The 26,864-nt window shown below is 61.4% G+C and carries 31 protein-coding genes; 20 read left to right on the top strand and 11 right to left on the bottom strand.

The window, feature by feature from the left end; all coding sequences use genetic code 11:
• Positions 1–74 precede the first annotated feature (74 nt).
• From pyrC to ACOYQJ_RS01680, 3 genes are all read left to right on the top strand, one after another.
• Positions 75–1,112: a dihydroorotase gene (gene pyrC, locus ACOYQJ_RS01690; RefSeq protein ID WP_422904261.1), complete on the top strand. Its 1,038-nt coding sequence runs from the start codon at positions 75–77 to the stop codon at positions 1,110–1,112.
• An 87-nt stretch (positions 1,113–1,199) separates the two neighbouring features.
• Positions 1,200–1,871, top strand: coding sequence for an orotate phosphoribosyltransferase (locus ACOYQJ_RS01685; protein WP_422904260.1), 672 nt, complete (start codon positions 1,200–1,202; stop codon positions 1,869–1,871).
• Between the two features lie 209 nt (positions 1,872–2,080).
• Positions 2,081–3,565: a replicative DNA helicase gene (locus ACOYQJ_RS01680; protein WP_422904259.1), complete on the top strand. Its 1,485-nt coding sequence runs from the start codon at positions 2,081–2,083 to the stop codon at positions 3,563–3,565.
• Positions 3,566–3,590: 25 nt separating this feature from the next.
• On the opposite strand, the gene cobC is transcribed toward ACOYQJ_RS01680, so the two are convergent.
• From cobC to cobT, 3 genes are read right to left on the bottom strand one after another with little or no spacing between them, the layout of a single operon-like run.
• Positions 3,591–4,094: an alpha-ribazole phosphatase family protein gene (cobC, locus tag ACOYQJ_RS01675; protein ID WP_422904258.1), complete on the bottom strand. Its 504-nt coding sequence runs from the start codon at positions 4,092–4,094 to the stop codon at positions 3,591–3,593.
• Positions 4,085–4,852, bottom strand: a complete 768-nt coding sequence (gene cobS, locus ACOYQJ_RS01670) for an adenosylcobinamide-GDP ribazoletransferase (RefSeq protein ID WP_422904257.1) — start codon at positions 4,850–4,852, stop codon at positions 4,085–4,087. Before cobS ends, cobC begins: the two co-directional genes overlap by 10 nt.
• Positions 4,849–5,850: a nicotinate-nucleotide--dimethylbenzimidazole phosphoribosyltransferase gene (gene cobT / locus ACOYQJ_RS01665; RefSeq protein ID WP_422904256.1), complete on the bottom strand. Its 1,002-nt coding sequence runs from the start codon at positions 5,848–5,850 to the stop codon at positions 4,849–4,851. Before cobT ends, cobS begins: the two co-directional genes overlap by 4 nt.
• A 93-nt stretch (positions 5,851–5,943) precedes the next feature.
• Here cobT and alr point away from each other — a divergent pair, with 93 nt between their 5' ends.
• The 7 genes from alr (at position 5,944) to ACOYQJ_RS01630 (ending at position 11,512) form a co-directional block, all read left to right on the top strand.
• Entirely contained in the window at positions 5,944–6,981 is a 1,038-nt protein-coding gene (gene alr / locus ACOYQJ_RS01660) for an alanine racemase (RefSeq protein WP_422904255.1), read from the top strand.
• Positions 6,978–7,760, top strand: a complete 783-nt coding sequence (locus ACOYQJ_RS01655) for an MlaE family ABC transporter permease (protein ID WP_422904254.1) — start codon at positions 6,978–6,980, stop codon at positions 7,758–7,760. Before alr ends, ACOYQJ_RS01655 begins: the two co-directional genes overlap by 4 nt.
• Before the next feature lie 67 nt (positions 7,761–7,827).
• The gene (locus ACOYQJ_RS01650; RefSeq protein WP_422904253.1) at positions 7,828–8,574 is read left to right on the top strand and encodes an ABC transporter ATP-binding protein; all 747 of its coding nucleotides are present in this window, start codon (positions 7,828–7,830) and stop codon (positions 8,572–8,574) included.
• Positions 8,571–8,957 carry a hypothetical protein gene (locus tag ACOYQJ_RS01645; RefSeq protein WP_422904252.1) on the top strand — a complete coding sequence of 129 codons (387 nt, stop codon included), beginning with the start codon at positions 8,571–8,573 and terminating at the stop codon, positions 8,955–8,957. The genes ACOYQJ_RS01650 and ACOYQJ_RS01645 overlap by 4 nt, the downstream gene beginning before the upstream one ends.
• Positions 8,954–9,418 carry a paraquat-inducible protein A gene (locus ACOYQJ_RS01640; RefSeq protein WP_422904251.1) on the top strand — a complete coding sequence of 155 codons (465 nt, stop codon included), beginning with the start codon at positions 8,954–8,956 and terminating at the stop codon, positions 9,416–9,418. The genes ACOYQJ_RS01645 and ACOYQJ_RS01640 overlap by 4 nt, the downstream gene beginning before the upstream one ends.
• A gap of 104 nt (positions 9,419–9,522) precedes the next feature.
• A complete protein-coding gene (gene radA / locus ACOYQJ_RS01635; RefSeq protein ID WP_422904250.1) occupies positions 9,523–10,887 on the top strand; it encodes a DNA repair protein RadA in 1,365 nt (454 codons plus the stop codon).
• A gap of 52 nt (positions 10,888–10,939) precedes the next feature.
• On the top strand, positions 10,940–11,512 hold the full coding sequence (locus ACOYQJ_RS01630; RefSeq protein WP_422904249.1) for a CvpA family protein: 573 nt from the start codon (positions 10,940–10,942) through the stop codon (positions 11,510–11,512).
• Between the two features lie 43 nt (positions 11,513–11,555).
• On the opposite strand, the gene ACOYQJ_RS01625 is transcribed toward ACOYQJ_RS01630, so the two are convergent.
• Complete coding sequence (locus tag ACOYQJ_RS01625) at positions 11,556–12,878, bottom strand: methyl-accepting chemotaxis protein (RefSeq protein WP_422904248.1); 1,323 nt, start codon at positions 12,876–12,878, stop codon at positions 11,556–11,558.
• Positions 12,879–13,055: 177 nt separating this feature from the next.
• Between ACOYQJ_RS01625 and purF the strand changes: the two genes are divergently transcribed.
• The 6 genes from purF to ACOYQJ_RS01595 all read left to right on the top strand — a co-directional run bounded on the left by purF (position 13,056) and on the right by ACOYQJ_RS01595 (position 18,563).
• The gene (purF, locus tag ACOYQJ_RS01620) at positions 13,056–14,540 is read left to right on the top strand and encodes an amidophosphoribosyltransferase (RefSeq protein WP_422904439.1); all 1,485 of its coding nucleotides are present in this window, start codon (positions 13,056–13,058) and stop codon (positions 14,538–14,540) included.
• A gap of 164 nt (positions 14,541–14,704) precedes the next feature.
• A complete protein-coding gene (locus ACOYQJ_RS01615) occupies positions 14,705–15,013 on the top strand; it encodes an amidophosphoribosyltransferase (protein WP_422904247.1) in 309 nt (102 codons plus the stop codon).
• Positions 15,014–15,094: 81 nt separating this feature from the next.
• Positions 15,095–15,736: an SDR family NAD(P)-dependent oxidoreductase gene (locus tag ACOYQJ_RS01610; RefSeq protein ID WP_422904246.1), complete on the top strand. Its 642-nt coding sequence runs from the start codon at positions 15,095–15,097 to the stop codon at positions 15,734–15,736.
• A gap of 134 nt (positions 15,737–15,870) precedes the next feature.
• The gene (surE, locus tag ACOYQJ_RS01605; protein WP_422904245.1) at positions 15,871–16,656 is read left to right on the top strand and encodes a 5'/3'-nucleotidase SurE; all 786 of its coding nucleotides are present in this window, start codon (positions 15,871–15,873) and stop codon (positions 16,654–16,656) included.
• Positions 16,653–17,294, top strand: coding sequence for a protein-L-isoaspartate(D-aspartate) O-methyltransferase (locus ACOYQJ_RS01600; RefSeq protein ID WP_422904244.1), 642 nt, complete (start codon positions 16,653–16,655; stop codon positions 17,292–17,294). The genes surE and ACOYQJ_RS01600 overlap by 4 nt, the downstream gene beginning before the upstream one ends.
• A gap of 69 nt (positions 17,295–17,363) precedes the next feature.
• Positions 17,364–18,563, top strand: a complete 1,200-nt coding sequence (locus ACOYQJ_RS01595; protein ID WP_422904243.1) for a peptidoglycan DD-metalloendopeptidase family protein — start codon at positions 17,364–17,366, stop codon at positions 18,561–18,563.
• A 125-nt stretch (positions 18,564–18,688) separates the two neighbouring features.
• On the opposite strand, the gene ACOYQJ_RS01590 is transcribed toward ACOYQJ_RS01595, so the two are convergent.
• The 4 genes from ACOYQJ_RS01590 to ACOYQJ_RS01575 are packed head-to-tail and all read right to left on the bottom strand — an operon-like array spanning position 18,689 to position 21,158.
• Positions 18,689–19,528 carry an ATP-binding protein gene (locus tag ACOYQJ_RS01590; protein WP_422904242.1) on the bottom strand — a complete coding sequence of 280 codons (840 nt, stop codon included), beginning with the start codon at positions 19,526–19,528 and terminating at the stop codon, positions 18,689–18,691.
• Positions 19,525–20,466, bottom strand: coding sequence for a twin-arginine translocase subunit TatC (gene tatC / locus ACOYQJ_RS01585; RefSeq protein WP_422904241.1), 942 nt, complete (start codon positions 20,464–20,466; stop codon positions 19,525–19,527). The genes ACOYQJ_RS01590 and tatC overlap by 4 nt, the downstream gene beginning before the upstream one ends.
• A complete protein-coding gene (tatB, locus tag ACOYQJ_RS01580) occupies positions 20,463–20,930 on the bottom strand; it encodes a Sec-independent protein translocase protein TatB (RefSeq protein WP_422904240.1) in 468 nt (155 codons plus the stop codon). Before tatB ends, tatC begins: the two co-directional genes overlap by 4 nt.
• A 6-nt stretch (positions 20,931–20,936) precedes the next feature.
• Positions 20,937–21,158, bottom strand: a complete 222-nt coding sequence (locus ACOYQJ_RS01575) for a twin-arginine translocase TatA/TatE family subunit (RefSeq protein ID WP_422904239.1) — start codon at positions 21,156–21,158, stop codon at positions 20,937–20,939.
• A 174-nt stretch (positions 21,159–21,332) separates the two neighbouring features.
• Here ACOYQJ_RS01575 and ACOYQJ_RS01570 point away from each other — a divergent pair, with 174 nt between their 5' ends.
• Positions 21,333–21,989 (top strand): helix-turn-helix transcriptional regulator, encoded by a 657-nt coding sequence (locus tag ACOYQJ_RS01570; protein WP_422904238.1) that lies wholly within the window; start codon positions 21,333–21,335, stop codon positions 21,987–21,989.
• Positions 21,990–22,041: 52 nt separating this feature from the next.
• Here the strand turns inward: ACOYQJ_RS01570 and ACOYQJ_RS01565 are convergent, their stop codons facing one another.
• On the bottom strand, positions 22,042–22,383 hold the full coding sequence (locus ACOYQJ_RS01565) for a DUF2794 domain-containing protein (RefSeq protein ID WP_422904237.1): 342 nt from the start codon (positions 22,381–22,383) through the stop codon (positions 22,042–22,044).
• A 226-nt stretch (positions 22,384–22,609) separates the two neighbouring features.
• On the opposite strand from ACOYQJ_RS01565, the gene ACOYQJ_RS01560 reads away from it, so the two are divergent.
• The 3 genes from ACOYQJ_RS01560 (at position 22,610) to serA (ending at position 25,969) form a co-directional block, all read left to right on the top strand.
• Complete coding sequence (locus ACOYQJ_RS01560; protein ID WP_422904236.1) at positions 22,610–23,764, top strand: phosphoserine transaminase; 1,155 nt, start codon at positions 22,610–22,612, stop codon at positions 23,762–23,764.
• 2 nt (positions 23,765–23,766) lie between these two features.
• The gene (locus ACOYQJ_RS01555) at positions 23,767–24,243 is read left to right on the top strand and encodes a hypothetical protein (protein WP_422904235.1); all 477 of its coding nucleotides are present in this window, start codon (positions 23,767–23,769) and stop codon (positions 24,241–24,243) included.
• Between the two features lie 124 nt (positions 24,244–24,367).
• Positions 24,368–25,969: a phosphoglycerate dehydrogenase gene (gene serA / locus ACOYQJ_RS01550; RefSeq protein ID WP_422904234.1), complete on the top strand. Its 1,602-nt coding sequence runs from the start codon at positions 24,368–24,370 to the stop codon at positions 25,967–25,969.
• A gap of 58 nt (positions 25,970–26,027) precedes the next feature.
• Here serA and ACOYQJ_RS01545 read toward each other — a convergent pair whose 3' ends face one another.
• Together ACOYQJ_RS01545 and ACOYQJ_RS01540 are read right to left on the bottom strand one after the other, a co-directional pair.
• Complete coding sequence (locus tag ACOYQJ_RS01545; RefSeq protein ID WP_422904233.1) at positions 26,028–26,396, bottom strand: hypothetical protein; 369 nt, start codon at positions 26,394–26,396, stop codon at positions 26,028–26,030.
• 10 nt (positions 26,397–26,406) lie between these two features.
• Entirely contained in the window at positions 26,407–26,859 is a 453-nt protein-coding gene (locus ACOYQJ_RS01540; RefSeq protein WP_422904232.1) for a cupin domain-containing protein, read from the bottom strand.
• Between the last annotated feature and the right edge of the window lie 5 nt (positions 26,860–26,864).

The raw sequence follows: 26,864 nt of genomic DNA, 5'->3' as shown, positions 1-26,864 counted from the left end.
CCAAGGGTGTTTTCACAAGGTTAACGCGCCGCTGGCCTCTGGTACAGAGCCGCGGCACATGCTAACGGGCTGGCATGACACATCTCACGATCCGCCGCCCCGATGACTGGCACCTGCACCTGCGCGATGGCGCCATGTTGACAGGGATTGCCCCGGAAAGCGCCCGCCATTTTGGCCGCGCCATCATCATGCCGAACCTGATTCCGCCTGTTGTGACGGGCGATCAGGCATGTGCCTATCGCGACCGCATTCTTGCCGCCCTTCCGGAGGGCGCAGATTTCACGCCGCTGATGACGCTGTACCTGACCGAACAGACCGATCCAGCCGATGTTGTTGCAGCGCACCGTGATGGCATCATCTCGGCGGTCAAGCTTTATCCTGCCGGGGCGACGACAAATTCGGCCTCGGGTGTGACCGATTTCGACAAGGTGCGCGGCACGCTTGAAGCCATGGCCGAGGCTGGCATTCCGCTGTGCGTGCATGGCGAAGTGGTCGACAGCGACGTGGACATCTTTGACCGCGAGGCGGTGTTCATCGACCGCGTTCTGGAACCTTTGCGCCGCGCGACCCCGGGGCTGAAAGTGGTGATGGAGCATATCACCACGCGGCAAGGGGCAGACTATGCCCGCGCGGGCGGCGACACCCTTGGCGCGACGATCACCACCCATCACCTTGTGATCAACCGCAACGCCATTCTGGTCGGCGGGATCAAACCGCATTACTACTGCCTGCCCGTCGCCAAACGCGAAGAACACCGCCTTGCCCTGCGCGCCGCGGCGACCAGCGGCAATGCGACCTTCTTTCTCGGCACCGACAGCGCTCCGCATATCGACCCGCTCAAGGAAAATGCCTGCGGTTGCGCCGGTTGTTTCACCGCGACCAATACGCTGTCGATCCTCGCAGAGGTCTTCGAGCAGGAGGGCGCGCTGGACAAGCTGGAAAGCTTTGCCTCGCTCAACGGGCCCGCGTTTTATGGGCTTGCACCGAACGAGGCGCGCGTGACTCTGACCAAAGGCGATCCGGTGAACTATCCGGCCAAGATCGAGACCGGCGATGGCTCTGTTACCGTGTTTGATCCTATGATGCCGCTGCACTGGCGCGTCGAAGAATAGGGGGCTCTGCCCCCGTCCCTTCGGGACTCCCCCGAGGTATTTTGAGCCCAAAGAAGCACCGGGCCCGCAAGAACAAAGGAAGCTGTTATGATCCCTTCGAGTTACCCCTCTGCCGAAGAAATGGCCAGACTGACCGCACGCATGCTGTGGGAGATCGAGGCGGTGAACTTTATGAAGGATGAACCGTTCAAGCTGGCTTCGGGGCAATTGAGCCCGGTCTATATCGATTGTCGCAAGCTGATTTCCTTCCCGCGGATTCGCAGCACCTTGATGGATTTTTTGACCGTGACGGTGATGCGCAACGCCGGGTTCGAGGCTTTCGACAACATCGCGGGCGGTGAAACGGCGGGCATTCCCTTTGCCGCGCTGGTTGCCGAACGCATGGCCTTGCCGATGACCTATGTGCGCAAGAAACCCAAAGGCTATGGCCGTAACGCCCGCATCGAAGGCGCGATGAGCGAGGGCGAGCGGGTGCTGCTGGTCGAAGATCTGACCACCGATGGCGGCAGCAAGCTGTCCTTTGTCGATGCGATCCGGGAAACCGGTGCCACCTGTGCGCATACGGCGGTGATTTTCTACTACGGGATCTTCCCCGAAACCATCAAGACGCTGGGCGATCACGGGGTGTCCCTGCACCACTTGTGCACTTGGTGGGATGTGCTGGCCGAGGCACCTGAAAAGCACGCAGGTGTGCTGGGCGAGGTTGAGTCGTTCCTGAAAGATCCGCACGGCTGGCGCGCGGCGCGCGCCGAGGATTAACCCCGGGGCAAGAAAATCACGTGGGCCTTCCCTGTGGCCCTGCGGTGACATACCCGAGTCGCACAAACCAGATGTTGACCGAAGCTTGGCAATTCTACACAATATGCGGTGGCGGGTAGGCTCACAGAGTTATCCCCAGAAACATACAATTTGCACCTCCGCGCGGCCACACGATAGGCACCGCGCTTGAGCAGACGGGGGGACAAGAGATGAACGAAATAGCGACAATCAATCCAATCGGCCTACAGGTCGAAGCCGCCGAAACCATGCCGCATTCCATCGAGGCCGAGCAGCAGCTTCTGGGTGCGATCCTGACCAACAACGACATTTATGATCGTGTTGCTTCGATCATTAATTCCAAGCATTTCTACGATCCGGTGCACAGCCGCATCTACGAGGTCGCCGCTGCCCGTATCGCCAAGAACAACCTTGCCTCGCCGGTGACGCTCAAGGCTTTCATGGAAGACGACGAGGGCCTGAAGGAATTGGGCGGTCCTGCCTATCTGGCGCGTCTGGCCGCCAGTGCTGTCAGCAGCTTTGCGGTGCGCGATTATGCGCAGATGATTTATGATCTCGCCATCCGCCGCGACCTGATCGGGTTGGGCCGCGAGATCAGCGAAAAGGCCGCCAAGGTCGATGTCTCGAGCGAGCCGCGCGAACAGATCGTCGAGGCGGAACAGAAGCTTTACAAGCTGGCCGAGCAAGGTCAGACCGAAAGCGGCTTTCAGTCCTTTCTGAAGGCCGTGACCGAAGCGGTGAATGTCGCCAACGCGGCCTATCAGCGTGATGGCGGCATGGCAGGGATTTCCACCGGCCTGAACGATATGGACAAGAAGCTGGGGGGCCTGCACCCTTCTGACCTTTTGATCCTTGCCGGGCGTCCGTCGATGGGGAAAACCTCACTGGCGACCAACCTCGCCTTCAACATTGCCAAGGCCTACAAAAGAGGTCAGCGCCCCGATGGCACCACCGGATCGATCGAAGGCGGCGTTGTCGGGTTCTTTTCGCTGGAAATGAGCGCTGAACAGCTGGCCAGCCGGATTTTGGCCGAAGCGTCCGAGATTTCCAGCCACAAGATCCGTCAGGGCGACATGGACGAAGGTGAATTCCGTCGCTTTGTCGATGCCGCCAAGGAATTGGAGGCCTGCCCGCTTTATATCGACGACACGCCTGCGCTGCCGATCAGCCAGGTTGCGGCCCGCGCCCGACGTCTGAAACGGACGCATGGGCTGGACCTTGTCATCGTCGACTATCTGCAGCTTCTGCGCGGCACCGCCGAAAACCGGGTTCAGGAAATCGGCGAGATTTCGATGGGTCTCAAGGCCATTGCCAAGGAACTCAACATTCCGGTGATTGCCCTGTCGCAGTTGTCGCGTCAGGTCGAAAACCGCGAGGACAAGCGCCCGCAGCTCTCTGACCTGCGGGAATCGGGGTCGATCGAACAGGACGCAGACGTGGTCATGTTCGTGTTCCGCGAAGAATATTATGTGGAGCGGGAAAAGCCCGGCGATCATGAGCTCGACAAGATGGCCGAATGGCAGGAACGGATGAGCCGGTTGCACGGCAAGGCTGAAGTCATTATTGGCAAGCAACGACATGGCCCCATCGGCACGGTCGAGCTGTCCTTCGAAAGCCAGTTCACCCGCTTTGGCAACCTCGCTAAGCCATGGCAGCAAGGGGACGACAATTTCTAGAGCGCAACTTCATTAGACAGCGCTCTCATAGGCGGATGGATCCGCCAAACGGCACTTGGGCGTCCCACCCCCTGGGGGCGCCCGATGCCACCAACGCCGCCTTGATACAGCCCATATGTGTAATGATCAGAGCGCCCTCGGGCGCGGCAGCGATGCCCTGCTGAACCCGGCCATAAAGCTGCGCCACGCTTTCGCCGCCATGGTCGCGGTAGTGGTGGAAATCCTCGGCCCAGGCGTCCAGGTCAGCGCGCGGAAGATCGCTCCAAAGCGTGCCCTCCCACGATCCGAAATCCATTTCCCGCCAATGACTTGAAACGGATACCTCAAGCGACATCTCACTTCCGATGCGTTCGGCCAAGTGGCGGCAGCGCGTCAGCGGCGAACAGATGATCGCGCGCGGCTTGGGCAGGTTTTGCAGCACCGCGGCGACCTCGGCTTCGAAGCTGTCGGCCAAGGATAGATCGGTCATGCCATAACAGGTGCCCTTGGTCACATCGGGCGTGGTATGGCGCAGCAGCGTCAGAGCCATATCAGGACCGCCAGAAGCGCCCCCAATTCGCCCATCTGCTGGGTTCCGCCCAGACAATCACCAGTGTAACCGCCCAGCTTGCGGACAAAGATCGCCCGAAAGGCTTGCCCCAGCAACGTGCTGCCGACGATGGCGCAGAGCGCGACGCCCGGCCCGGCAAGCAGCGCCAGCCCCAGCAGAACCCCGGCCGAGACCAGCAAGGCCACTCGATAGCCATCCTGCGTGACTGATGGCACGGTAAACTTGGCGCCATGATCGCGGGCGTAATCGGTGGTTGCGATCACATGCACCGCCGCCATTCGCCCCAGCGCATGCCCCGCGATCAACATGATCCCGGCCATCCAAGGACCAAGCGACACCAGAATTGCCACCTTCAACGCCAAAGTCGTGCCCAGCGTCACCGCGCCATAGGTTCCGATCCGGGAATCGCGCATGATCTCAAGCGCGCGTTCCTTTGTCAGTCCGCCGCCCAGACCATCGGCCGCGTCCGCAAGGCCGTCCTCGTGAAAGGCGCCCGTGGCCATGATCGTCGCCGCGAGGGACAAGAGTACTGCCACCAAATCCGGCACCCAAAGCTCGAACAACCAAAGTACCCCGGCGCCGATCGCCCCGACCAGACAGCCGACAAGCGGATAGTATTTGGTCGCGCGGACCAGCAGATCATCGGAAAACTCAAGATCGCGCGGCACCGGCAGGCGGGTCAGGAATTGCACCGCCAAGAGGAACAGGGTCCATTCAAGCCGCAGATCGAACCTCATGACGCCCCCGACACCCCGGCATCGTCAAAAGACGCCATCTCGTTCAACATGGCGACAGCGGCGCGTACCAAGGGCCAGGCCAGCGCCGCCCCGGTCCCCTCGCCCAACCGCATATCCAGTTGCAACAAGGGCTTGGCCCCCATCGTTTCCAGCACCACACGGTGCCCCGGCTCTCCGGAGAGATGACAGAACACCATCGCGTCGCGCGCGCTTGCCGTGATGCGCGCAGCCACCAGCGCCGCCACCGTGGCAATATAACCATCGACCAGAACAAGCCGTTTCGCCTCGGCGGCGCCCAGCATGGCGCCCGCCATCATGGCAATTTCGAAACCGCCAAATTCCGCCAAGGCCGCCATTGGCCCCAATTGTCCCGACACCCGCGCGCTGGCGCGTGCCAGCGTGTCGTGTTTCTGGATCAGACCATCGTCATCCAGCCCGGTCCCGCGCCCGACAAGCGCCTGCAGCGGCGCTTCGGTCAGCCGGTGCGCCACAAGCGCTGCGGACGAGGTGTTGCCGATCCCCATTTCGCCAAAGGCGCAAGCGTTCCAATCCCCCTCGGCCCCGATCTGATAGCCCGTCTCAAGCGCCTTTTCGCAGGTGGCGGCACTCATCGCCGGGCCGATCACGCAATTGCCTGTCCCCTCGCCCATCGAAGCCTCGCGCACCTCGGGATGATCGAACGATCCGCCGACGACGCCGGCATTCACCACGGTCAGATCCAGCCCGTTCGCGCGGGCAAAGACATTGGCCGCCGCGCCGCCGGATGCAAAGTTCAGAACCATCTGCCGGGTCACTTCGACCGGATAGGCAGAAACTCCCATCCGGGCGATCCCGTGATCACCGGCAAAGATCACCAGCCGCGCGCGCGACATTTCCGGGTCAAGCCGCTTTTGCAGGCGCGCCACCTTGGCAGCCAGAATCTCGATCTGGCCAAGTGCCCCCAATGGCTTGGTTTTCCCATCGATCTTGGCTTGAAGCCTGTCGTCAAAATCCATCATGCCCAAGCAGTAGCGCCGCGCGCGCGGCCTCACAAGCTGTCATGCGGCGCAATTCCCCCTTGACGCCCCGGCGCGGCATGCCAAACACGCATCATGACACAAGCACGTCTTTCTATTGATCTGAGCGCCCTGCGCGCGAACTGGCACACCCTCGCCGAGAAAAGCCGCACCGAGACCGGCGCCGTGGTCAAGGCCAACGCCTATGGCCTTGGCATAGACAAGGTTGCCCCGGCGCTTGCCGCCGAAGGCGCGCGGCGGTTTTTCGTGGCCATTGCCGAGGAAGGCGTCGCCCTGCGGCGCATCCTTGGCCCCGGCCCGGACATCTTTGTGTTTTCCGGGCATATGGCAGGCGATGCGGACCTGCTGCGCGAGGCGCGGCTGATACCGATGATCAACTCGATCGACCAGATGTTGCGCCACGTCGAGGGCCTGCCCGGCAGCCCCTTTGGCATCCAGCTTGACAGCGGCATGAATCGATTGGGGATGGAGCCCGCCGAATGGAGTGCGCTGCGCGACATCGCCCTTGCCCAAAAGCCGCAATTGGTGATGAGCCATCTGGCCTGCGCCGATGAGCCTTGCCATGGCATGAATCCCCACCAGTTGCGCGCCTTTCAGGATATGACCGACGGCATAGATGCGCCGCGCTCGCTGGCTGCGACGGGCGGCATCCTTTTGGGCGAAGACTATTGCTTTGACATCACCCGCCCTGGCATCGGTCTGTATGGCGGCCTGCCCTTTGTAGACGCGCGCCCGGTTGTCACGCTTTCCATCCCGGTGATTCAGGTGCGCGAAGTGGAGCCCGGCGAATCCGTCGGCTATGGCAACAGCTTTATCGCGCGCACGCCGATGCGCGTTGCCACCATCGCCGGCGGCTATGCCGACGGCATCCTGCGCGGCATGGGCCCCAATGCCTATGTCTGGGCCGGAGAGACCCGCTGCAAGATCCTTGGCCGCATCTCGATGGACCTGATCGGCGTGGATGTCAGCCACCTTGAGCAGCCCCCCGAAGCGTTAGAACTGCTGGGCCAGCACCAGTCGATCGACACACTGGCCGATTGGGCCGGCACCATCGGCTACGAGATCCTGACCTCGCTGGGCACTCGCTATGCCCGGGATTACCACGGCGCATGAACATTCTGTCCCCCATCGGAACGCTTGGCCGCACGGCGCTGATGTTTCTGGCTTCGGTCGGGCGCGTGGCCCTGTTCGGCTTTTCTGCGATAGGCCACATGTTCCGCCCGCCGTTCTACGGACGCGAATTTGGTCTTGCCCTGCTGAACATCGGCTGGCTGTCGCTGCCCGTCGTGGGCCTGACCGCGATCTTCACCGGCGCGGCGCTGGCCTTGCAGATCTACGCTGGTGGCGCCCGCTTCAACGCCGAGGCAGTGGTCCCCCAGATTGTCGCCATCGGTATGGTGCGCGAACTTGGCCCGGTGCTTGTCGGACTGATGATCGCGGCGCGTGTGACATCCTCCATCGCCGCCGAAGTCGCCACCATGAAGGTGACCGAACAGATTGATGCGCTGGTCACCCTGTCCACTCATCCGATGAAATACCTCACTGCGCCGCGGGTTCTTTCGGCGCTGATCGTTGTGCCCGTGCTGGTCGGCGTCGGCGATATCATCGGCATCTTTGGCGGCTATGCCGTGGCCACCGGATCGCTTGGGTTCAACCCTGCGGCTTACATCAAGAACACCGTCGATTTCCTTGAACCGCTGGATATCATCTCATCGCTTGTTAAAGGCTGTGTCTTTGGCGGACTGGCCGCGCTCATGGGCTGCTATTTCGGCATGAACTCGGGCCGCGGCGCGCAGGGCGTGGGCCGCGCCACCAAAGGCAGCGTCGAAGCCGCCGCGGTGCTGATTCTTGCGGCCAACTTCCTGCTGACGGGGGCTTTCTTCTCGCTATGACTTGCCCCATGAACGCGTGCTTTGCATCACGCCTCAAATCCGCTCCTGTCCCCGGAAAGGCGCCGAAATGATCGAGCTGTCCAAGGTCGAGAAATCCTTTGGAGAAAACCGCGTATTGCGCGGCGTTGACCTGACGATCGCCAGCGGCACGTCGATGGTCATCATCGGCGGATCGGGCACCGGAAAATCGGTTCTGCTGAAATGCATCCTCGGGCTGGTCACCCATGACGAAGGGATGATCACCCTTGATGGACAAGACGTCACCAAAGCCGACCGCGACGCCTTTCTTGCCCGCTTCGGCATGCTGTTTCAGGGCGGCGCCCTGTTCGATTCCCTGCCCGTCTGGCAGAACGTCGCCTTTCGTCTGTTGCGCGGATCACTCAAGCGGCCCAAGGCCGAGGCGCGCGAGATCGCCATCGAAAAGCTGCGCCGTGTCGGTCTGAAGTCCGAGGTCGCCGATCTTTATCCTGCCGAGCTGTCGGGCGGCATGCAAAAACGTGTCGGCCTTGCCCGCGCCATCGCCGCCGAGCCCGAGATCATCTTTTTCGACGAACCGACAACCGGCCTCGATCCGATCATGGCGGGCGTCATCAACGACCTGATCCGCGAGATCGTGGTCGAAATGGGCGCCACCGCCATGACCATCACCCACGACATGTCCAGCGTGCGCGCGATTGCCGACAATGTCGCCATGCTGCACGACGGGGTGATAAAATGGACCGGACCGGTCAGCCAAATGGACAATTCGGGGGACCCCTACCTTGATCAGTTCATCTCAGGCCGCGCCGAGGGGCCGATCGAGGCGGTAAGATGACACCGCTGTTCGAGCCGGACCCGATCCTGCTGGGCTTTATCTTCGTCAAAAAGTTCGTCTACCTCGAAGTTCTGGCGGTGCTGGCCCTTTTGCGCGTGATCCTTGGCAATGGCCTTGCCCGCTGGCCCGCGCTGGTGACATTGCTACTGGCGCTTGGCGGGATCACCACAAGCTTTGCACCGGCGCTGGGGCTGACCTCTGGCCCCTTCTACACCAAGGCGGCGCAGATGATGGCGCAGGGCGGCGGCATCACGGCATTACTGGTGCCATCGGCGGTATTCTTGATCTGCGGCATCACAAAGGGCGCGCGCTGGCGCTGGATCGACGCGGTGCACGCGCTTATGTTGCTGGCGCTTCTTGTGCTGTGGTGGTGGGTGTCTTGATCCGCTGGCTGAACCTTTTGCTCTTTGTCCTTTATCCCGTCGCCTGGTTCGCGCCCTTGCTGCGCGCGGGTTTCCTGCCACTCTTCGGACTGAGTGAAATCTCGGTCATCTCAGGCCTGCAAAGCCTTTGGGACTCGGATATTTTTCTTGCTCTTCTGGTCACGATCTTCGCGCTTTTTGCGCCGATGCTGAAGACGCTGGGACTTGCGCTGATACAATTTGACCTGCTGGACCGGCGCGCCATTCCAGTGGTGAATGTGCTGGGCAAATTTGCCATGGCGGATGTCTTTCTGATCGCCGTCTATATCACAGTCTCAAAAGGGCTGGGCGTTGGCCGGGTCGAAACGGCCTGGGGCCTTTACCTGTTTACCGCCTGTATCCTTGGATCAATTCTGCTGGGTGTGCTCGAGAGCAAAAAAGGTTCACAGCCCCCTGCACCAACGACTTGCGGAGAGGCATAGGGCTTCGCAGTTCAGGAAAACCGCGTGGCCGAACCGCGCGGCATTGGCGCGCGTGCAAGAATGGGGCATAAGGCCCCCGCCCCCCTTTGCGATCCGGACGTTTCATGGCCAAACCAACTCTCAATTTCGTCTGCCAGACCTGCGGAGCGGCCTTTTCCAAGTGGTCGGGCCGCTGCGATGGCTGCGGCGAATGGAACTCCATTCAAGAAGAAAAGCCGCTGTCCGAAGGCCCCGCCAAGCAGGCGCTGGTGGGCCGGGGGCGTGCTGTCAAGCTGACGGATCTCGATTCTACTGAGGCGCCTCCGCCGCGCACCGCATCGGCGCTTGGCGAATTGGACCGCGTTCTGGGCGGCGGGCTGGTGCCTGCCAGCGCGGTTCTGGTGGGCGGCGACCCGGGCATCGGCAAATCGACCCTGCTGTTGCAGGCCGCGGCGGCCTTTGCCAATGCCGGCCTCAAGGTCATCTATGTTTCGGGCGAAGAGGCCAGCGCGCAGGTGCGGCTGCGGGCGCAGCGTCTTGGGCTCGGGAACGCTCAGGTCAAACTGGCCGCTGAAACGAACCTGCGCGACATCCTGACGACATTGGATCAGGAACGCCCGGATCTTGCCATCGTCGATTCGATACAGACCATGTGGGCCGACAATGTCGGCAGCGCGCCCGGCTCGGTGTCTCAAGTCCGCGCCGCAGCGCATGAGCTGACCAGTTTTGCCAAGAAGCGGGGCAGCGCGGTGATCATGGTGGGCCATGTCACCAAGGACGGCCAGATCGCCGGGCCGCGCGTGGTCGAACATATGGTCGACACGGTGCTTTATTTCGAGGGCGAGCGTGGGCACCAGTTCCGCATTCTGCGCAGCGTCAAGAACCGCTTTGGTCCGGCCGACGAAATCGGCGTTTTTGAAATGACCGGCGGCGGGCTGGCGCAGGTGCACAACCCATCGGCGCTGTTCCTGTCTGAACGCGGGCAACCGGCCCCCGGCTCGGTGGTGTTTTCCGGCATCGAGGGCACGCGCCCCGTGCTGGTTGAACTTCAGGCGCTGGTCGCCCCCTCGCCGCATTCGCAACCGCGCCGGTCAGTCGTGGGCTGGGACGGCTCGCGCCTTGCGATGATTCTCGCGGTGCTCGAATCGCGCTGCGGCATCCCCTTTGCCGGGCTCGATGTTTACCTGAACGTGGCCGGCGGCATGAAAATCAACGAACCGGCGGCCGATCTGGCTGTGGCGGCTGCGCTACTTTCTGCCCGCGAGGACACCGCCCTGCCCGCCGAGACTGTCGTTTTCGGAGAAATCAGCCTATCAGGGGCGCTAAGACCGGTCGGGCAGACCGAAAATCGGTTGAAAGAAGCGCAAAAACTTGGTTTCTCCACCGCAATCCTGCCTGTTGGCGGTAAAGCGGCCTCGAACAAAGCGATGAAGCTGACCCGAATGGGCGATCTTGCTTCGTTTGTGGGCGAGATCTTTGGCGCCGGTTAAGGCGTTTGAACTGAGATAACGAACGACAAAGAAAGAAGGACGGGCAGAACGGATGGAAGGTTTCACGATTGTAGACGGCGCAGTGGCCGTCATCATCGTTCTGTCGGCCTTGTTGGCCTATTCGCGCGGTTTGGTGCGCGAAGCGATGGCCATCGCGGGTTGGGTTGTTGCGGCCATACTGGCCTTCATGTTCGCACCGCAGGTGCAACCGCTGGTCAAGGAAGTGCCCGTTGTCGGCGATTTCCTGACAGACAGCTGCGAATTGTCGATCATTGCCGCATTTGCCGCCGTGTTTACTGTGGCGCTTGTCATAACTTCGCTCTTCACGCCGCTGTTTTCGTCGCTGATCCAGCGATCCGCCCTTGGCGGGCTGGATCAAGCGCTTGGGTTCTTCTTTGGCGTGGCGCGCGGTGTGCTTTTGGTCGCCATCGGCTTTTTCGTCTATGAGACGGTGATCACCGCGCAGGACATTCCAATGATCGACGATTCGCGTTCGGCAGCGGTTTTTTCGCGATTTACCGGCCGTATCGAAGAACAAAACCCCGAGCAGGCGCTTGGCTGGATCACCAACCAGTATGAACAGTTGGTGGGCGTCTGTGCCGCCGCTACGGGCGGCGACACCTGACACGGGGTATATTTGGCGACAATGCGAAAGCGGGCGGGCTGGCCTAGCCCGCCTTTTTGTTGTCCTGCCCGCGCTGGGTGAACGGCCCAACCATCTTGCGGATATCCATCGTCACCTCGCCCAGACGCTTGGCCGCTTCTCGGCTCAGCACCGCCTGATTTTCGACCCGGTCCGCCGAGTCGCTCAGGCTGAGTTCAAGATCGTCCATGGCGGTCTTGGCTTCGCTCAGACCATCGGCCTGCCGCGTGGTGATTGAAGACACACCACCAATTCCGCCAGAAATCCCGTCCAAACAGCGCACCAGTTCCTGCAAACGCTTGTCTCCGCGATCCACACTGGTGACCACATCGCTGACCTGATCCGACAAGCCTGCGATCCGGCCAGCAATCTCGCGCGACGCTTCGGCAGCGCGCCCGGCCAAACCGCGAATTTCAGCCGCAACCACCGAAAAGCCCGCCCCGGCCGATCCCGCCCGCGCGGCTTCGATCCCGGCGTTCAACGCCAACAGTGACGTCTGAAACGATACGCTGTCGATCAAGCGGTTGATCTCGATCATCGCTTCGGCCTGATCGTGCATCGCCTGGGCCGCCTGCGAGGCCTTCTGCATTTCGATTGTGCCTTCCTGCGCGATGCTGACGCCGGTAGAGACTTGTTCAAGGTTGCCGCCAATTTCCTTGGCAATCTCGGCAAGGGCTTCATCCGCCACATCCATAACCGCCTTGGCGCCTTCGCAGCGCTGCGCCTGCACCCGGGCATCCTTGGCGATCTTGTCTGTTCTGAGCAGCGTCTCACGCGCATCGTCGTTGAGATAGTCGAGCGTCGACAACGTATGCTTGAAAGCGTTCTCCAGCGCCTCCATCGCCACATTGAACGACGAATCGAGATGATCGAAGCCTTCGATTTTCGGCAGATTCAGCCGTGTATCCAAACGCCCCTTGCCCAAGTCCTCAAGCGCATCGCGAATTAGGTTCCACGCAATGAAACGCTCGGTAATGTTGCGGGAAATCTGCATGAAACGCGCCAGTTTCCCTTCGCCATCATAGACCGGGGCTATGGTGGCAGAGAGCCAGATCGTGCTGCCGGATTTCGATCGCAGCTTGATCGGCCCGGAAAAACTTTGCCCCTCTTCAAGATCCATCCAAGGTTGATCGGCATCCGCGATCTCCTTGCTCAGTCCAAGAATTTCCCGCGACTGCCCTTGAAGTTCCTCAAGAGAATATTCGGTCAATGCCAGAAAATTGCTGTTGGCCCAGTTGATCTGCCCATCCGGGCTGAATTCGACACGACACATGGTCGTGTCGATCATCTTCATGATCGCCCCAAAATTCTGAGGACCTTCCTGAAAAGCCTGTTTACGACGAAACATTTCACCCTCACTGCTCACTCAATGATCTGAGTAGATCAAAAATCTTTCAGGAGGCTTTGGATTTCCGAAGCGATTTTGAACAAAGTGTTATCGTTTCGTGACACTGGGCCTCACAGCTATTATGTGGGGGGCATCTCGCACAGTCAGGATTCGGAGCCACCATTGTCCGACCGCCATATGCCCCCCGCCCATCCGTTTGATTATGACGCAGTCATTGGCGGCTCTTCAGACGACAAACTGCATGAAGAATGCGGTGTTTTCGGCGTTGTGGGCGTCACCGACGCCGCCAACTTCGTCGCCCTTGGCCTGCATGCCTTGCAACACCGGGGACAGGAAGCCGGGGGAATCGTTGCGCATCACCCGGATCACGGATTCAACTCGGCCCGCCGCTTTGGTTATGTCCGAGACAATTTTACCAAACAATCGCTGATGGAAACCCTGCCCGGAGCGGTGGCCATCGGCCATGTGCGCTATTCGACCGCAGGCTCCAAGGGGCAAACCGCGATCCGCGATGTTCAGCCATTTTTCGGCGAATTTTCCATGGGCGGGGCGGCGATTGCCCACAACGGCAACATCACCAATGCCGATGCCCTGCGCAAGGAACTGATCGAGCGTGGCTCGATCTTCCAGTCGTCATCCGATTCGGAATGTATCATCCACCTGATGGCTCGTTCGCTTCAGCGCAACATCCCCGAGCGGATGGAAGACGCCTTGCGCCGCGTCGAGGGTGCCTTCTCCGTCGTCGCCATGACCCGGACCAAGCTGATCGGCGTGCGCGACCCGTTGGGCGTGCGCCCGCTGGTGTTGGGCAAGATCGGCGATGGCTGGGCACTGTCGTCGGAAACCTGCGCACTGGACATTATCGGGGCTGAATTCGTCCGCGAGATCGAGCCCGGCGAGATGGTCGTCATCACCGCCGAGGACGGCGTCGAAAGCGTACGCCCCTTCCGTCCGCGCCCGTCGCGCTTTTGTATCTTTGAACATGTTTATTTTTCGCGTCCCGACAGCATCATCGGTGGTCGCTCGGTCTATGAGACCAGGCGCCAGATTGGTGTGGAGCTGGCGCGTGAAGCCCCGGTCGAGGCGGATCTGGTCTGTCCAGTGCCGGACAGCGGCACTCCGGCTGCGATTGGCTATAGCCAGGAAAGCGGCATTCCCTATGCGATGGGCATCATCCGCAACCAATACATGGGCCGGACCTTCATCGAGCCGACGGAACAGATTCGCAATATGGGTGTGCGCCTGAAACTGAACGTCAACCGCGCCCTGATCCGCGGCAAGAAGGTGATCCTGGTCGACGACTCGGTGGTGCGCGGTACGACCTCGCGCAAGATCAAGGAAATGATCCTCGATGCCGGCGCCAAAGAGGTGCACTTTCGCATCGCCTCGCCGCCCACGGCTTGGCCCTGCTTTTACGGGGTCGACACGCCGCAGCGCGAAAAGCTGCTGGCCGCGACGATGTCCGAAGACGAGATGCGTGAACATCTTGGCGTCGATAGCCTCAAATTCATCTCTCTCAACGGCCTGTACCGCGCCGTTGGCGAAGCTGAGGGCCGCGATTCAAAATGCCCTCAGTATTGCGACGCCTGTTTTTCAGGGGAATATCCCGTCGAACCTGCGGATATGATCCAGAAGGGTTTTCAGATGAAGGCGGCGGAATAACCCGCACCTTGCGGAAATCCGCCTTTGGAATGCATCATTAGGCAAAGGGGCGCCGAGCGATCGGCGCCCCTATTTCGCACCTGCAGCATTGTATGTATTGGCACACAGTCGCTCTGACCGCAAACTCAGAGCGACGTGAAAATGCTGCCAAGAGAACCCCAACCATGCTCGCCAAATCCCTTCGTCCGCAGGCGCGGCCCAAAAGCCTGTCCATCAAGGCATCCGTCGCTTCAGCCGATGACACGCCAACCAATGTGCAGGACATCGCCACCACCGAAGTGGACCTGCCCGCCAACCAACCCATCGTTCTGGGCGTTTTCGGCAAGGAAGACGCGCCACATGCGCTGATCCGGCTGCCCTCCGGCCGGATCATGAACCTGACTGTCGGTGGCAGCCTGGGAGACCAGCAGGTCATCGCCATCGCGGCCGATGCCATTGTCCTGTCGAATTCGCGCAGGCTTCATATGCCCTGAACCGGATGAACGCGCGGATTTCCCAAGCCTGCGACACGCACCCCGCTTGACCTTTCCGCGCATCCGCCGCAAACCGCCCTCATGACCAAGCTTGCCCTTATCACCGGCGCGTCACGCGGCCTTGGCTTTGCCCTGGCAGAAGCGCTTGCGCCCGAGTACCACATCATTGCCGTCGCCCGCACCGTGGGCGGTCTCGAGGATCTTGACGACCGCATCAAGGCCAAGGGCGGCGAAGCGACCCTCGCACCTATGGACATCTGCAACCGCGATGCCATGGCGCACCTGTGCCGCTCGATCTTTGATCGCTGGGGACCCATCGCCCTGTGGGCGCATACGGCGATCCACGCCGCCCCGCTGACCCCGGCCCATCATCTGGACCAGAAGGACTGGCAGAAATCGCTGTCGATCAACGTCGATGCCATGGGCCATATGATCCCCTTTGTCGCGCCCCTTCTGGGCAGCGAAGGACAGGCGCTTTTCTTCGACGACCCGCGCGGTGGGCAAAAGTTCTTTGGCCACTACGGCACCACCAAGACAGCGCAGATCGCTCTTGCCCGCAGCTGGCAGGCCGAAACGGAAAACATCGGCCCCAAGGTGCACATTCTGGCGCCGAAACCATTGGCCACGGCCACCCGCGCGCGATTTTTCCCGGGCGAAGACCGCAGCCCCCTTGCCGCGCCCCGCGACGAAGCGGCCCGGCTTTTGGCGGAACTGTCGCTCTGACCTGATCGGGCGGCAGGTGATCAAAAAGCAACCTGCCACAGCCCCCAAAACCTGCCAAAGGCCTCTGACGCTGGCGATGCTTGCCCCGCCCGTGGCCTTCCCCTATTGAGGTCTCAAGCAAGACAGGCTCTCACATGCGCATTCTGATTACCAATGATGACGGCATCAACGCCCCCGGGCTCGAGGTGCTGGAGCAGATCGCCACTGATCTGGCTGGCCCTGATGGCGAGGTCTGGATCGTTGCCCCCGCCTTTGAGCAATCCGGCGTGGCGCATTGCATATCCTACACCCATCCGACGATGATCGCCCAAATGGGAGAGCGGCGTTTCGCCGCCGAAGGCAGCCCGGCCGACTGTGTGCTGGCCGGTGTGCATGACGTGCTCAAAGGAACGCTGCCCGATCTGATCCTTTCGGGTGTCAATCGCGGCAACAACTCTGCGGAAAATGCGCTTTATTCCGGGACGTTGGGCGGCGCGCTGGAAGGCGCTTTGCAGGGCATCCCGTCGGTCGCGCTGTCGCAGTATCTTGGGCCGGAAACCCAAGGTCTGGAAAACCCGTTCGAGGGCGCCGCAACCCACGGCACCGCGACGCTGCGAAAGATCCTGAACGCTGGCGCGCTCGACGACCAACCCTACAAGCTGTTCTGGAACGTCAACTTCCCCCCGGTCCCCGCTGCGGCCGTCAAGGGCGTCAAGCTGGCCGCACAGGGCATTCGGCAGAACACCTGTTTCTCAGTCGAGCCGCACGAGTCGCCCTCGGGTCGGCGCTTCCTATGGGCGCGGGGCGGCAATCAGCGGATCAGTACAGCGGCGGGCACCGATGCCGCAATCAATCTTGATGGCTATATCTCGGTCACGCCGATGCGCGCGGACCTGACCGCCCACGACACGCTGGCCGCGCTGAAAGACGCCTTCGAATGAGCTTTGACGCCGACGCCAAGATGCAGCTGGTCTTTGCTCTGCGCTCCAAGGGCGTGACCGACAGCAGCGTGCTGGGAGCGATGGAACGTGTTGATCGCGGCGCCTTCATTCAGGGATATTTCACCGACCGCGCCTATGAGGACATGCCACTGCCGATTGCCTGCGGGCAGACCATCTCGCAACCCTCAGTGGTTGGGGTGATGACGCAGGCCTTGCAGATCGGCCCGCGCGACAAGGTTCTCGAGGTCGGCACCGGCTCGGGCTATCAGGCGGCGATCCTCGCGCAACTGGCGCGGCGCGTCTATACCGTGGACCGACACAAACGGCTGGTGCAGGCCGCGCGCGAGATATTTGACCGGCAGGGGATCACCAATATCACCGCCTTTACCGCTGACGGATCACACGGATTGCCCGATCAGGCACCGTTTGACCGGATTTTAGTCACAGCCGCCGCAGAAGACCCGCCCGGGCCGCTCTTGGCCCAGCTCAAGATTGGCGGTATCATGATCGTGCCCGTTGGACAGTCCGACACTGTTCAGCGGCTGATCCGCGTGACGCGGCACGAGGGTGGCTTTGACTATGAAGAGCTGCGCCCGGTGCGGTTTGTCCCGCTGGTCGAAGGGTTGGGCAAGGACTAGGCAAGGACTGGCCCGACCGACACAATTCAATGCCCCGATCAACAAGGGGTGCGCTGTGAGGACATCGAGATGACGATTACACGCTTTCCCCGTATCACCTCGGCTTTAGCCCTGGGCGCCTTGCTTGGCGCCTGCTCGCAGCCGATCGATCTGGACCTGAGGGGCAGGATCGGCAGCGATTTCGATACCTCGAGTGCGGCACAAAACGCCTCGGTGGCGAACCGGCCCCAGCCTGACGATCGCGGGGTGCTGTCCTATCCGAATTACCAGGTCGTTGTCGCGCGCCGGGGTGACACGGTCGCCGATGTGGCCGCGCGCGTTGGCTTGCCTGCGGATGAACTTGCGCGCTACAACGGCGTCAAGACCACCGACCCGCTGCGCCGGGGCGAGATCATCGCCCTGCCCCGCCGCGTCGCCGAACCCTCTCCAGCCACCGGCGCTACAACCACCGGCCCGATCCGCCCTGCGGCGCAGGTCGATGTCGCCACACTGGCAGGCAACGCGATCGAACGCTCCGCCTCGACCAGCCCCAAACCTGCGGGCACAACCGCCGGGGTCGAACCCGTGCGTCACAAGGTCGAGCGCGGCGAGACCGCCTTCACCATCGCGCGGCTTTACAATGTTTCCCCGCGGTCGCTGGCTGAGTGGAACGGGCTGGATCAACAGTTCTCGGTACGCGAAGGACAGTTCCTGCTGATCCCCGTCAACCGGGACGCCAAGCCGCAGGTCGCAGCCGCCGCGGTGACGCAACCGGGTGCCGTTTCTCCGACACCGCAGCCGCCGTCGGCGTCGAAGCCCCTTCCGGCCGAAACCTTGCCGCCCGCAGGCGCAGCCGCCGGCGCTGCGACCGCCGTCAAACCAGAGCCGCCAAAACAGCCGGTCGCCGATATAGGCCAATCACAAAGCAAACCCGCCTCGAACGCCGCGATGGTCATGCCGGTCGCGGGAAGCATCATCCGCGATTACTCAAAGGGCCGTAACGAAGGCATCGACATTTCCGCCAGCCCCGGAACTTCGGTGAAGGCGGCGGCCTCGGGACAGGTCGCCTCGATCAGCACAACAGCGGAAGGCGTCAAGTTTCTGCTGATCCGTCACCCCGACGACGTGATCACGGTCTACACGCACCTTGACAATATCACTGTGAAAAAGGGCGATGCGGTCAGCAAGGGTCAGGTCGTGGGCAAGGTGCGCGCAGGCGATCCGTCCTTCCTGCACTTCGAAGTGCGCAAGGGCTTTGAAAGCACCGATCCAATGGCCTACCTGCAATAGCAAAAGACAGGTTCACGCCCCGGTTTCTTTGGGCCGAAAATACCTCGGGGGTCTGGGGGCAGCGCCCCCAGCCAGCCTTGCATCGGCGCAGCCGGTCCGAAACTATTCAAACTGAAGCGTTGCGTCTAATTCAGGCTGACGCCCTTGCGACCAGCCAGATCCGTGAAGAACTGCCATGCCACCCGGCCTGACCGCGCGCCGCGCGTGGCCTGCCATTCGATGGCTTCGGCCTGCATTTCCTCGGCATCGACCGTGACACCATAGGCGGTGCAATAGCCGCGGATCATCGCAAGGTATTCGTCCTGCGAGCAGGGATGGAACCCCAACCACAGCCCGAAACGATCCGAGAGAGAGACCTTCTCTTCCACCGCCTCAGATGGGTTGATCGAGGTCGAGCGCTCGTTCTCGATCATGTCGCGCGGCATCAGGTGTCGGCGGTTCGACGTGGCGTAAAACACCACGTTCTCCGGACGCCCTTCGACACCGCCATCCAGCACCGCCTTGAGGCTTTTGTAGTGCTCGTCATCGTGGCTGAAGGACAGGTCGTCGCAGAACAGGATAAACCGTTGCGGCGCACCGCGCAGCAAGTTCAGCAACCGCGAGACTGACGACAAATCCTCGCGCTGGATCTCGATCAGCTTGAGATCATGACCTTCCTCGGAAACGGTGCCGTGGACCGCCTTCACAAGGCTGGACTTGCCGGTTCCGCGTGCGCCCCAAAGCAGGGCGTTGTTGGCCGGCAGACCGCGCGCGAATTGCCGCGTGTTGGTCAAAAGCGTCTCGCGCGAACGTTCCACCCCGACCAGAAGTGCCAGCTCGACCCGGTTCACCTCGGCCACGGGGACAAGGCGATCGGGTTCTACATGCCAGACAAACGCCTCGGCCTTCGCGAAATCCGGGGCCTTCAGCGGCGGCGGAGAGATCCTCTCAAGCGCCGCCGCGATCCGTTCCATAGGGTCGCTCACTTTTTGTCGTCCTCGTCAAACTCGGCCATCAGCGGATCTTCCTCTTCATCGTCTTCGAACCAGAGGCCCTGCGCACGCAGGTCTTTTTCCCGCTTCCGTTCGACCAATCGCACGAGGAAGATAGAGATTTCGTAAAGACCGTAGACAACGGTGAAAAGAATGAGCTGTGTCGTGACATCCGGCGGCGTGACGATTGCGGCCAGCAACAAGATCCCGACCATCGCATATTTGCGCACCGCCGCCAGCCCGGCCGAACTGACCAGACCGGCTTTGCCCATCAGTGTCAGCAGCACCGGCAGCTGGAAGCAAAGCCCAAAGGCGATGATGAATTTCAGCGTGATATCAAGGCTTTCGTTGACCTTGCCAAAGAAGGTAATGCGCACGCCTTCGGTGGTTTCAGGCACCACCGCCGCATCAACCGGAAGCCCGGCCCCCGTGGCATCCCCGGCCGCCGTAAGCAGGTTCGCAAAGATCGACGAGACATCGGCAAACCCAAGGAAAAAGGCCATGGCCAGCGGTGTGACAATGAAATGCGCAAAGGATGCGCCCAGCAGGAACATGAAAGGTGAGGCGATCATGAAGGGCAGAAAGGCGCCCTTCTCGGACTTGTATAGCCCCGGCGCCACAAAGCGCCAAAGCTGGTAGGAGATCACCGGAAAGGACAGGGCAAAGCCGAAGACCATCGAGATCCTGAACAGTGTGAACAGGTATTCCTGCGGCGAGGTATACTGCATTGTCGGCGAGGGGTCGCCAAGGCTGCGCAGGGTTTCCTCGATCGGGCCCAGCAGGAATTGCAAGATCGGTTCGGCCACGGTGAAGGCCAGAACCATGCCCACCACAAAGGCCAACACGCAGCGAATAAGCCGCGTGCGAAGCTCTGCCAGATGCTCGATCAGCGGGGCCGAGCTGTCCTCGATGTCGTCTTCGGCGCTGCTCATGCGTCCCCCTTGTCGGCGTCCGGGGCCGGAGCGGCGTCGTCTGCCAGAGATTTCTCAAGCTCATCAGCCTTCTTCAAGGCATCTTCGGCCTCGCGCTTTTTGCGCTCGGCAGCCATGCGGGCGGCGTTGGCCTCGATCTTCTTGCGGGCGTCGTCGCGTTCCTTGGCCAGCTTGCCCGTTTCGCTGTCTGGATTCAGATCGGTCATGGATTTGGCCGCATCCTTGACCCCGTCCATGGCGCTGCCCACAGGGTTCGTGGCCGACTTGAAAGTCTTGGCCATGTCGCGCACGCCGGAATCATCCGCAGCATCGTTCATCGCTTTGGTGAACTCGCGCGCCATTCCACGCGCTTTGCCCATGAAGCGTCCGACATTGCGGAACAGCACCGGCAGGTCCTTGGGGCCGACAACAATCAGCGCCACGACTCCGATGACCAAAAGCTCGGTCCAGCCGAGATCAAACATGGCCCGTTACGCCTTGTCTTTTTCTTTTTCTTCCGCGGGGGTGACGTCAAGCGCGTCTTCTGCCTTCGCGTCTTCAAGTTCTTGCTTGCCCTCGTCCACGCCCTTTTTGAACGCGGTAATTCCTTTACCGACTTCGCCCATCAGGCTGGAAATCTTGCCCCGGCCAAACAGTACGAGGACAACGACAGCGATCAGCAGAAGGCCCGGAAGGCCGATGTTGTTGAGCATGGCTCATCTCCTTTGTCAGCAGGCATCCCCTGCCCGCTTGAAAATCATCACGGGTATCTAAGGCCTAATTCATCCCACGAAAAGCACCAAAGCGCCGCAGATCCCGTCAAGTTTTGTCATGATCTTGTCAGTTGTCAGGATTTTGTCAGTATGTGAGTCGATGAGGAGCCAGCCATGAGTCGCAAAACCCGTCTTTATGCCCTGATGGAGCGCCTGCGCGACGGGCAATTGCACACCGCCGAAGCGATGGCGCAGGACCTTGGGGTATCGGTGCGCACGATCTACCGCGACATGGAGGTTCTGGCCGCCTCGGGTGTGCCGGTCGAGGGCGCGCGGGGCTATGGCTATACCGCGCTTGCCGCCGTGACCCTGCCGCCCCTGAACCTGACCGAGGCCGAACTGGACGCCTTGCACATCGCTTTGGCGGCGCTTGGAGCCTCGGACCTGGAGGAACATGCACAGGCGGCGCGCAGCCTTGCGACCAAGATCGAGGCGGTCTTGCCCGAGGATACCGGTGGCCCCGTTGCGCCATTTGGGTTCGCCACCGACGCCTTTGCCGAAGCCGCGCGCGGCTTTGCCCACATGCCCGCGATCCGCGCGGCGATCCGAGCGCGGCAAAAGCTGCGCGTCATTCTGGCGGGCACGCCGCATGATATCCGGCCGCTACATCTGGATTACTGGGGGCGTGTCTGGACCTGCGTCTGCTGGGACGAAGCCTTGGGCGATTTTCAGCGGTTTCCGCTGGAGCAGATCGAACGACTCAGCCCTTTGCCCGGGCTGTTCGTCGATGAGCCCGGCAAACGACTGGAAGATTGGCAGGCACGGAAGTAGCGCCTTTGATCGTCAACCAAAGTGCCTTGGTTCTTCGCGATCAGGCAAAATGTCAGTCAACCGAGCGGATCAGCTTGCGCTCGAGCACCCGCAGGACCGTGCGCAGATCGTGGCCGCGCTTGAGCACCTGCCCGTCCATGCCGATCACGGCATATTCCCCTTGCCGGTTGCGCAGCTTGGGGCGTTTTTCGATCTTGTACAAAGGGTTTTCGGCGGTGCGGCGAAAGACCGAAAACACCGCCACATCGCGCAGCGTGGATATGCCGTAGTCCCGCCATTCCCCAGCGGCGACCATACGTCCATAAAGCGACAGGATGACGTTCAGTTCCGTGCGATGGAACATGACGCCCTGCTCAGGTGTCGGTGATCCCGGAAAGGGCGTGAAACTGTTCATGCAATCAGACTTGCGCCAACGCCCCTTAAAATCAAGGGGCTTGCATGGACCCGCCGCAAGATCGCCGTTCACGAAGTTTCCGATCGGCGCAGTATTGCGCGCGGATTTGTACGATTGCGGCGATTTGGGTGCAGTTTCCGACTTGCCGCGGCACAGCGACTCCCATAAGTCCGGCGGTGGGACACCCTTCCCCAACGAAGGGCATCTATCTGGAAGGTTAGCAGATATGACGACTAAGCACCCGGCATCGCGGCCGGAAAATCCGCGTTTTTCCTCGGGCCCCTGCGCCAAAATCCCCACATTCGAGCTGAGCAAACTGGCCGATGCCCCCCTTGGGCGATCGCACCGCGCAGCCGTTGGCAAGGCCAAGCTGAAAGCCGCGATCGAAGAGACGCGCGACATTCTCGGCATTCCCGCAGACTACAAGATCGGCATCGTTCCCGCCTCGGACACCGGCGCGGTTGAAATGGCCATGTGGTCCCTGCTGGGCGCCCGCAAGGCGACCATGGTCGCTTGGGAAAGCTTCGGCGCCGGATGGGTGTCCGATGTCGTCAAGCAGTTGAAAATCGACGCCGAGGTGCGCGAAGCGGGCTATGGCGAGATCGTCGATATGGCCGCGATCGATTATGACACCGACGTTGTCTTTACCTGGAACGGCACCACCTCGGGTGTGCGGATGCCGAACGGCGACGCCATCCCGGCGGATCGCGCTGGCCTGACCATCTGCGACGCCACCTCGGCCGCTTTCGCGATGGACCTGCCTTGGGACAAGCTGGATGTCACCACCTTCTCGTGGCAGAAAGTCATGGGCGGCGAAGCGGCCCACGGCATGATCGTGCTGTCACCCCGCGCCGTGGACCGGCTTGAAACCTACACCCCCGCATGGCCCCTGCCGAAAATCTTCCGCATGACCAAAGGCGGCAAACTGATTGATGGCATCTTCAAGGGCGAAACCATCAACACCCCGTCCATGCTCGCGGTAGAGGATTACCTTGTCGCGCTGGACTGGGCCAAATCGATCGGCGGGCTGCCCAAGCTGATCGAACGCGCCAATACCAACGCCAAGGTGCTTTGGGACTTCTGCGACCGGAACGACTGGATCGCTAACCTTGCTGTGGACCCGGCAACGCGGTCGAACACCTCGGTTTGCCTCAAGTTCACGGACGACCGGATCAAGGACGGCGCTGCCTTTGCCAAGGCCGTAGCGAAAAAGCTGGACGACTACAACGCCGCCTATGATATCGGCGCCTATCGCGATGCCCCTGCGGGCCTGCGCGTCTGGTGCGGTGCGACCATCGAAGCGGCGGACGTCGAAAAGCTGACGCTCTGGCTGAAGTGGGCCTTCGAAGCCGTTCTCGAAGAGCAGACCGAAGCCGCCTGAGCATGTTCGCCGACCCTTTGACAGCGCGCCTTGTGGAGTTTGTCCGCAGCGTTGGGATCGGCGTATCGGCGCAGGAGCTTGGGGACGATACGTTTCTGCCCGGCCTCGACATTCGCGATGGCGTTCTTCTGATCGACGCCGCCCGCCTCAAACACCCCGGAGACATTCTCCACGAGGCGGGTCACTTCGCGGTTGCCGATCCCGAAAGACGCGTAAAGCCCCAGCTCAAACCGACGAAAGGTGAGGAAATGGCCGCCATGGCCTGGTCCTATGCAGCGATTACCCATCTGGGATTGCCGCCCGAAATTGTCTTTCACCCAGACGGGTATCAGGGCGGCAACAAAGAGATGATCGCCGCGTTTGCGGACGGATCCGGACCGGGCACGCCGCTGCTGGCCTGGTTCGATATGACCGCCGCGCCGCACGGACCGGACAACGGGTTTGCCACCTTTCCGCAAATGCACCGCTGGCTGCGCTGACAGCGCCATCTGTCACCGCGCTGGCCCATCGAAAACCGGGATTGCCCCAAATGCGGGGCGGCCTGCCACCTCTTCAATCCTGTTTCCCGGTCGCAAGCCGGCCCCAAACACACTGGAACACGACATGACCGCACCCAAAGTTCTCATCTCTGACAAACTTTCCGACGCCGCCGTTCAGATCTTTCGCGATCGCGGGATCGACGTCGATTTCATGCCCGATCTGGGAAAGGACAAGGACAAGCTGGCCGAGGTGATCGGCAAATACGACGGCCTTGCCATCCGTTCGGCCACGAAGGTGACCCCGGCGATCCTTGAACATGCCACCAACCTCAAGGTTGTGGGTCGCGCCGGGATCGGCACCGACAACGTCGACAAGGAAGCAGCCTCCAAGCACGGCGTGATCGTCATGAACACGCCCTTCGGCAACATGATCACCACCGCCGAGCACGCCATCGCCATGATGTTCGCCGTTGCCCGCCAGATCCCCGAGGCATCGGCCTCCACCCATGCGGGCAAGTGGGAAAAGTCCAAGTTCATGGGGGTCGAGCTGACCGGCAAGACCCTTGGCGTCATCGGCGCGGGCAACATCGGTGGCATCGTCTGCGACCGCGCGCGCGGCCTGAAAATGAAGGTCGTCGCCTATGACCCCTTCCTGTCCGACGAGAAGGCCGAGAAGATGCAGGTCGAAAAGGTCGATCTTGAGACCCTGCTCAAGCGTGCCGATTTCATCACCCTGCACGTGCCGCTGACCGATCAGACCCGCAACATCCTGTCGCGCGAAAACCTTGAGAAAACCAAAAAGGGCGTGCGGATCATCAACTGTGCCCGGGGCGGTCTGGTTGACGAAGAGGCGCTGGCCGATCTGCTGAAATCCGGCCATGTGGCGGGCGCAGCCTTTGACGTCTTTGCCGAAGAGCCCGCAAAGGAAAACGTGCTGTTCGGTCTGCCCAACGTGGTCTGCACCCCGCACCTTGGCGCTTCGACCACCGAAGCACAGGAAAACGTCGCGCTTCAGGTCGCCGATCAGATGGCGAACTACCTGCTGACCGGCGCTGTCGAGAACGCGCTCAACATGCCCTCTGTCACCGCCGAAGAGGCCAAGGTCATGGGGCCATGGATCAAGCTGGCCGAGCATCTGGGCAGCTTCATTGGCCAGATGACCGACGATGAGCCGATCAAGGCGATCAATATCCTCTATGATGGCTACTCGGCCGAGTTGAACCTTGAGGCGCTGAACTGCTCGCTGATCGCGGGCATCATGAAAAGCATCAACCCCGATGTGAACATGGTTTCGGCCCCGATGATTGCGCGGGAACGTGGCATCAAGGTCTCGACCACCAATCAGGAACAGTCGGGTGCCTTCGAAGGCTACATCAAGGTCACCGTGGTCACGCCGCGGCGCGAACGTTCGATCGCGGGCACCGTGTTCAGCGATGGCAAGCCGCGCTTCATCCAGATCAAGGGCATCAACATCGACGCCGAGGTCGGGCGCCACATGCTCTACACCACCAACGAAGACGTGCCGGGCATCATTGGTGCGCTGGGTCAGACAATGGGCGACAACGGCGTGAACATCGCCAACTTTACCCTTGGTCGTGCCGCCGCCCGCGGCGAGGCGATTGCCCTGCTCTATGTCGATGAACCCGTGCCCGCCGAAGCCCGTGCAAAGCTGGCGGAAACCGGTCTGTTCAAGCAGATCAAGCCGCTGGAATTTGACGTCGCTTGAACCCGTCCGGATTTGAAAACGACAACGCCGCCCCGGTCCGGGGCGGCGTTTTTCTGTGTCAGCGCCGGGCGGTCTTCAGCACCACAACGCCAAAGGTCACCATCGACAGGATCGTCAGCACCGAGCCGATCTTGGCCGCCGTCTCGCCGGTTTGCTGGATCGCCCAGACAATTCCCGGCACGATCACCACCACGCCGCTGACAGCAAGCGCGAAATGAACCTTGGCCAGCATGCTTTGCGCCGCTTCGGGCACCGCGTGATAATAGAACGCAAAGATCGAATAGCTGACCCAGCCCAGCAGGTTCAAATGCGCATGGGCCGGTGACAGGGTGTGATCTGCCGTTGCGGACATCACAATGCCCCAGCCCATCCCGATCAGGGCGCAAAGAATGCCAAGCCCCAGAAAACCCAAAGAAATACCTTTCATAGCGCGCTCCTTACGCTTTTGCGCCCAAGGGCGGGCCGGTGAATTCCAGCCCATGCGCCTTGGCGATTACGGTGATCTGCTCCATGTCTTCGGGAATGCGGCAACCGTGCTGCGACATCTCCTGAAAGAAGGCCTCGAAGCCAGAGGGGGTCAGAATGACCAGATGACGACAGGGTTGCTGGCCAAAGACCTGAAAACTGTGCTCCTTGCCGCGTGGCACAAAGGCGGCCTCGCCGGGACCGCGCACAAAGCTCTCGCCCTCCAGCCAGAACGTCGCTTCGCCGCTGAGCACGACAAAGCTTTCGTCCGCGTCGTGGTGTATGTGCCTTGGCGGGCCGCTCATCGGCGGGCTGACACTGTCGGTGATCGACAAGGCGCCACCGCTGTCTGACGCGCCAAGCAAGGGGCGGTACTGGACACCAAGCCAGTCAAAGGCGCCCTCGCCCAATATGTGTTCCTTCATGATGC

The organism is Pacificoceanicola algae, from assembly GCF_049341065.1.
Taxonomy (GTDB): domain Bacteria; phylum Pseudomonadota; class Alphaproteobacteria; order Rhodobacterales; family Rhodobacteraceae; genus Pacificoceanicola.
This window is presented reverse-complemented; position numbering and strand designations above follow the sequence as displayed.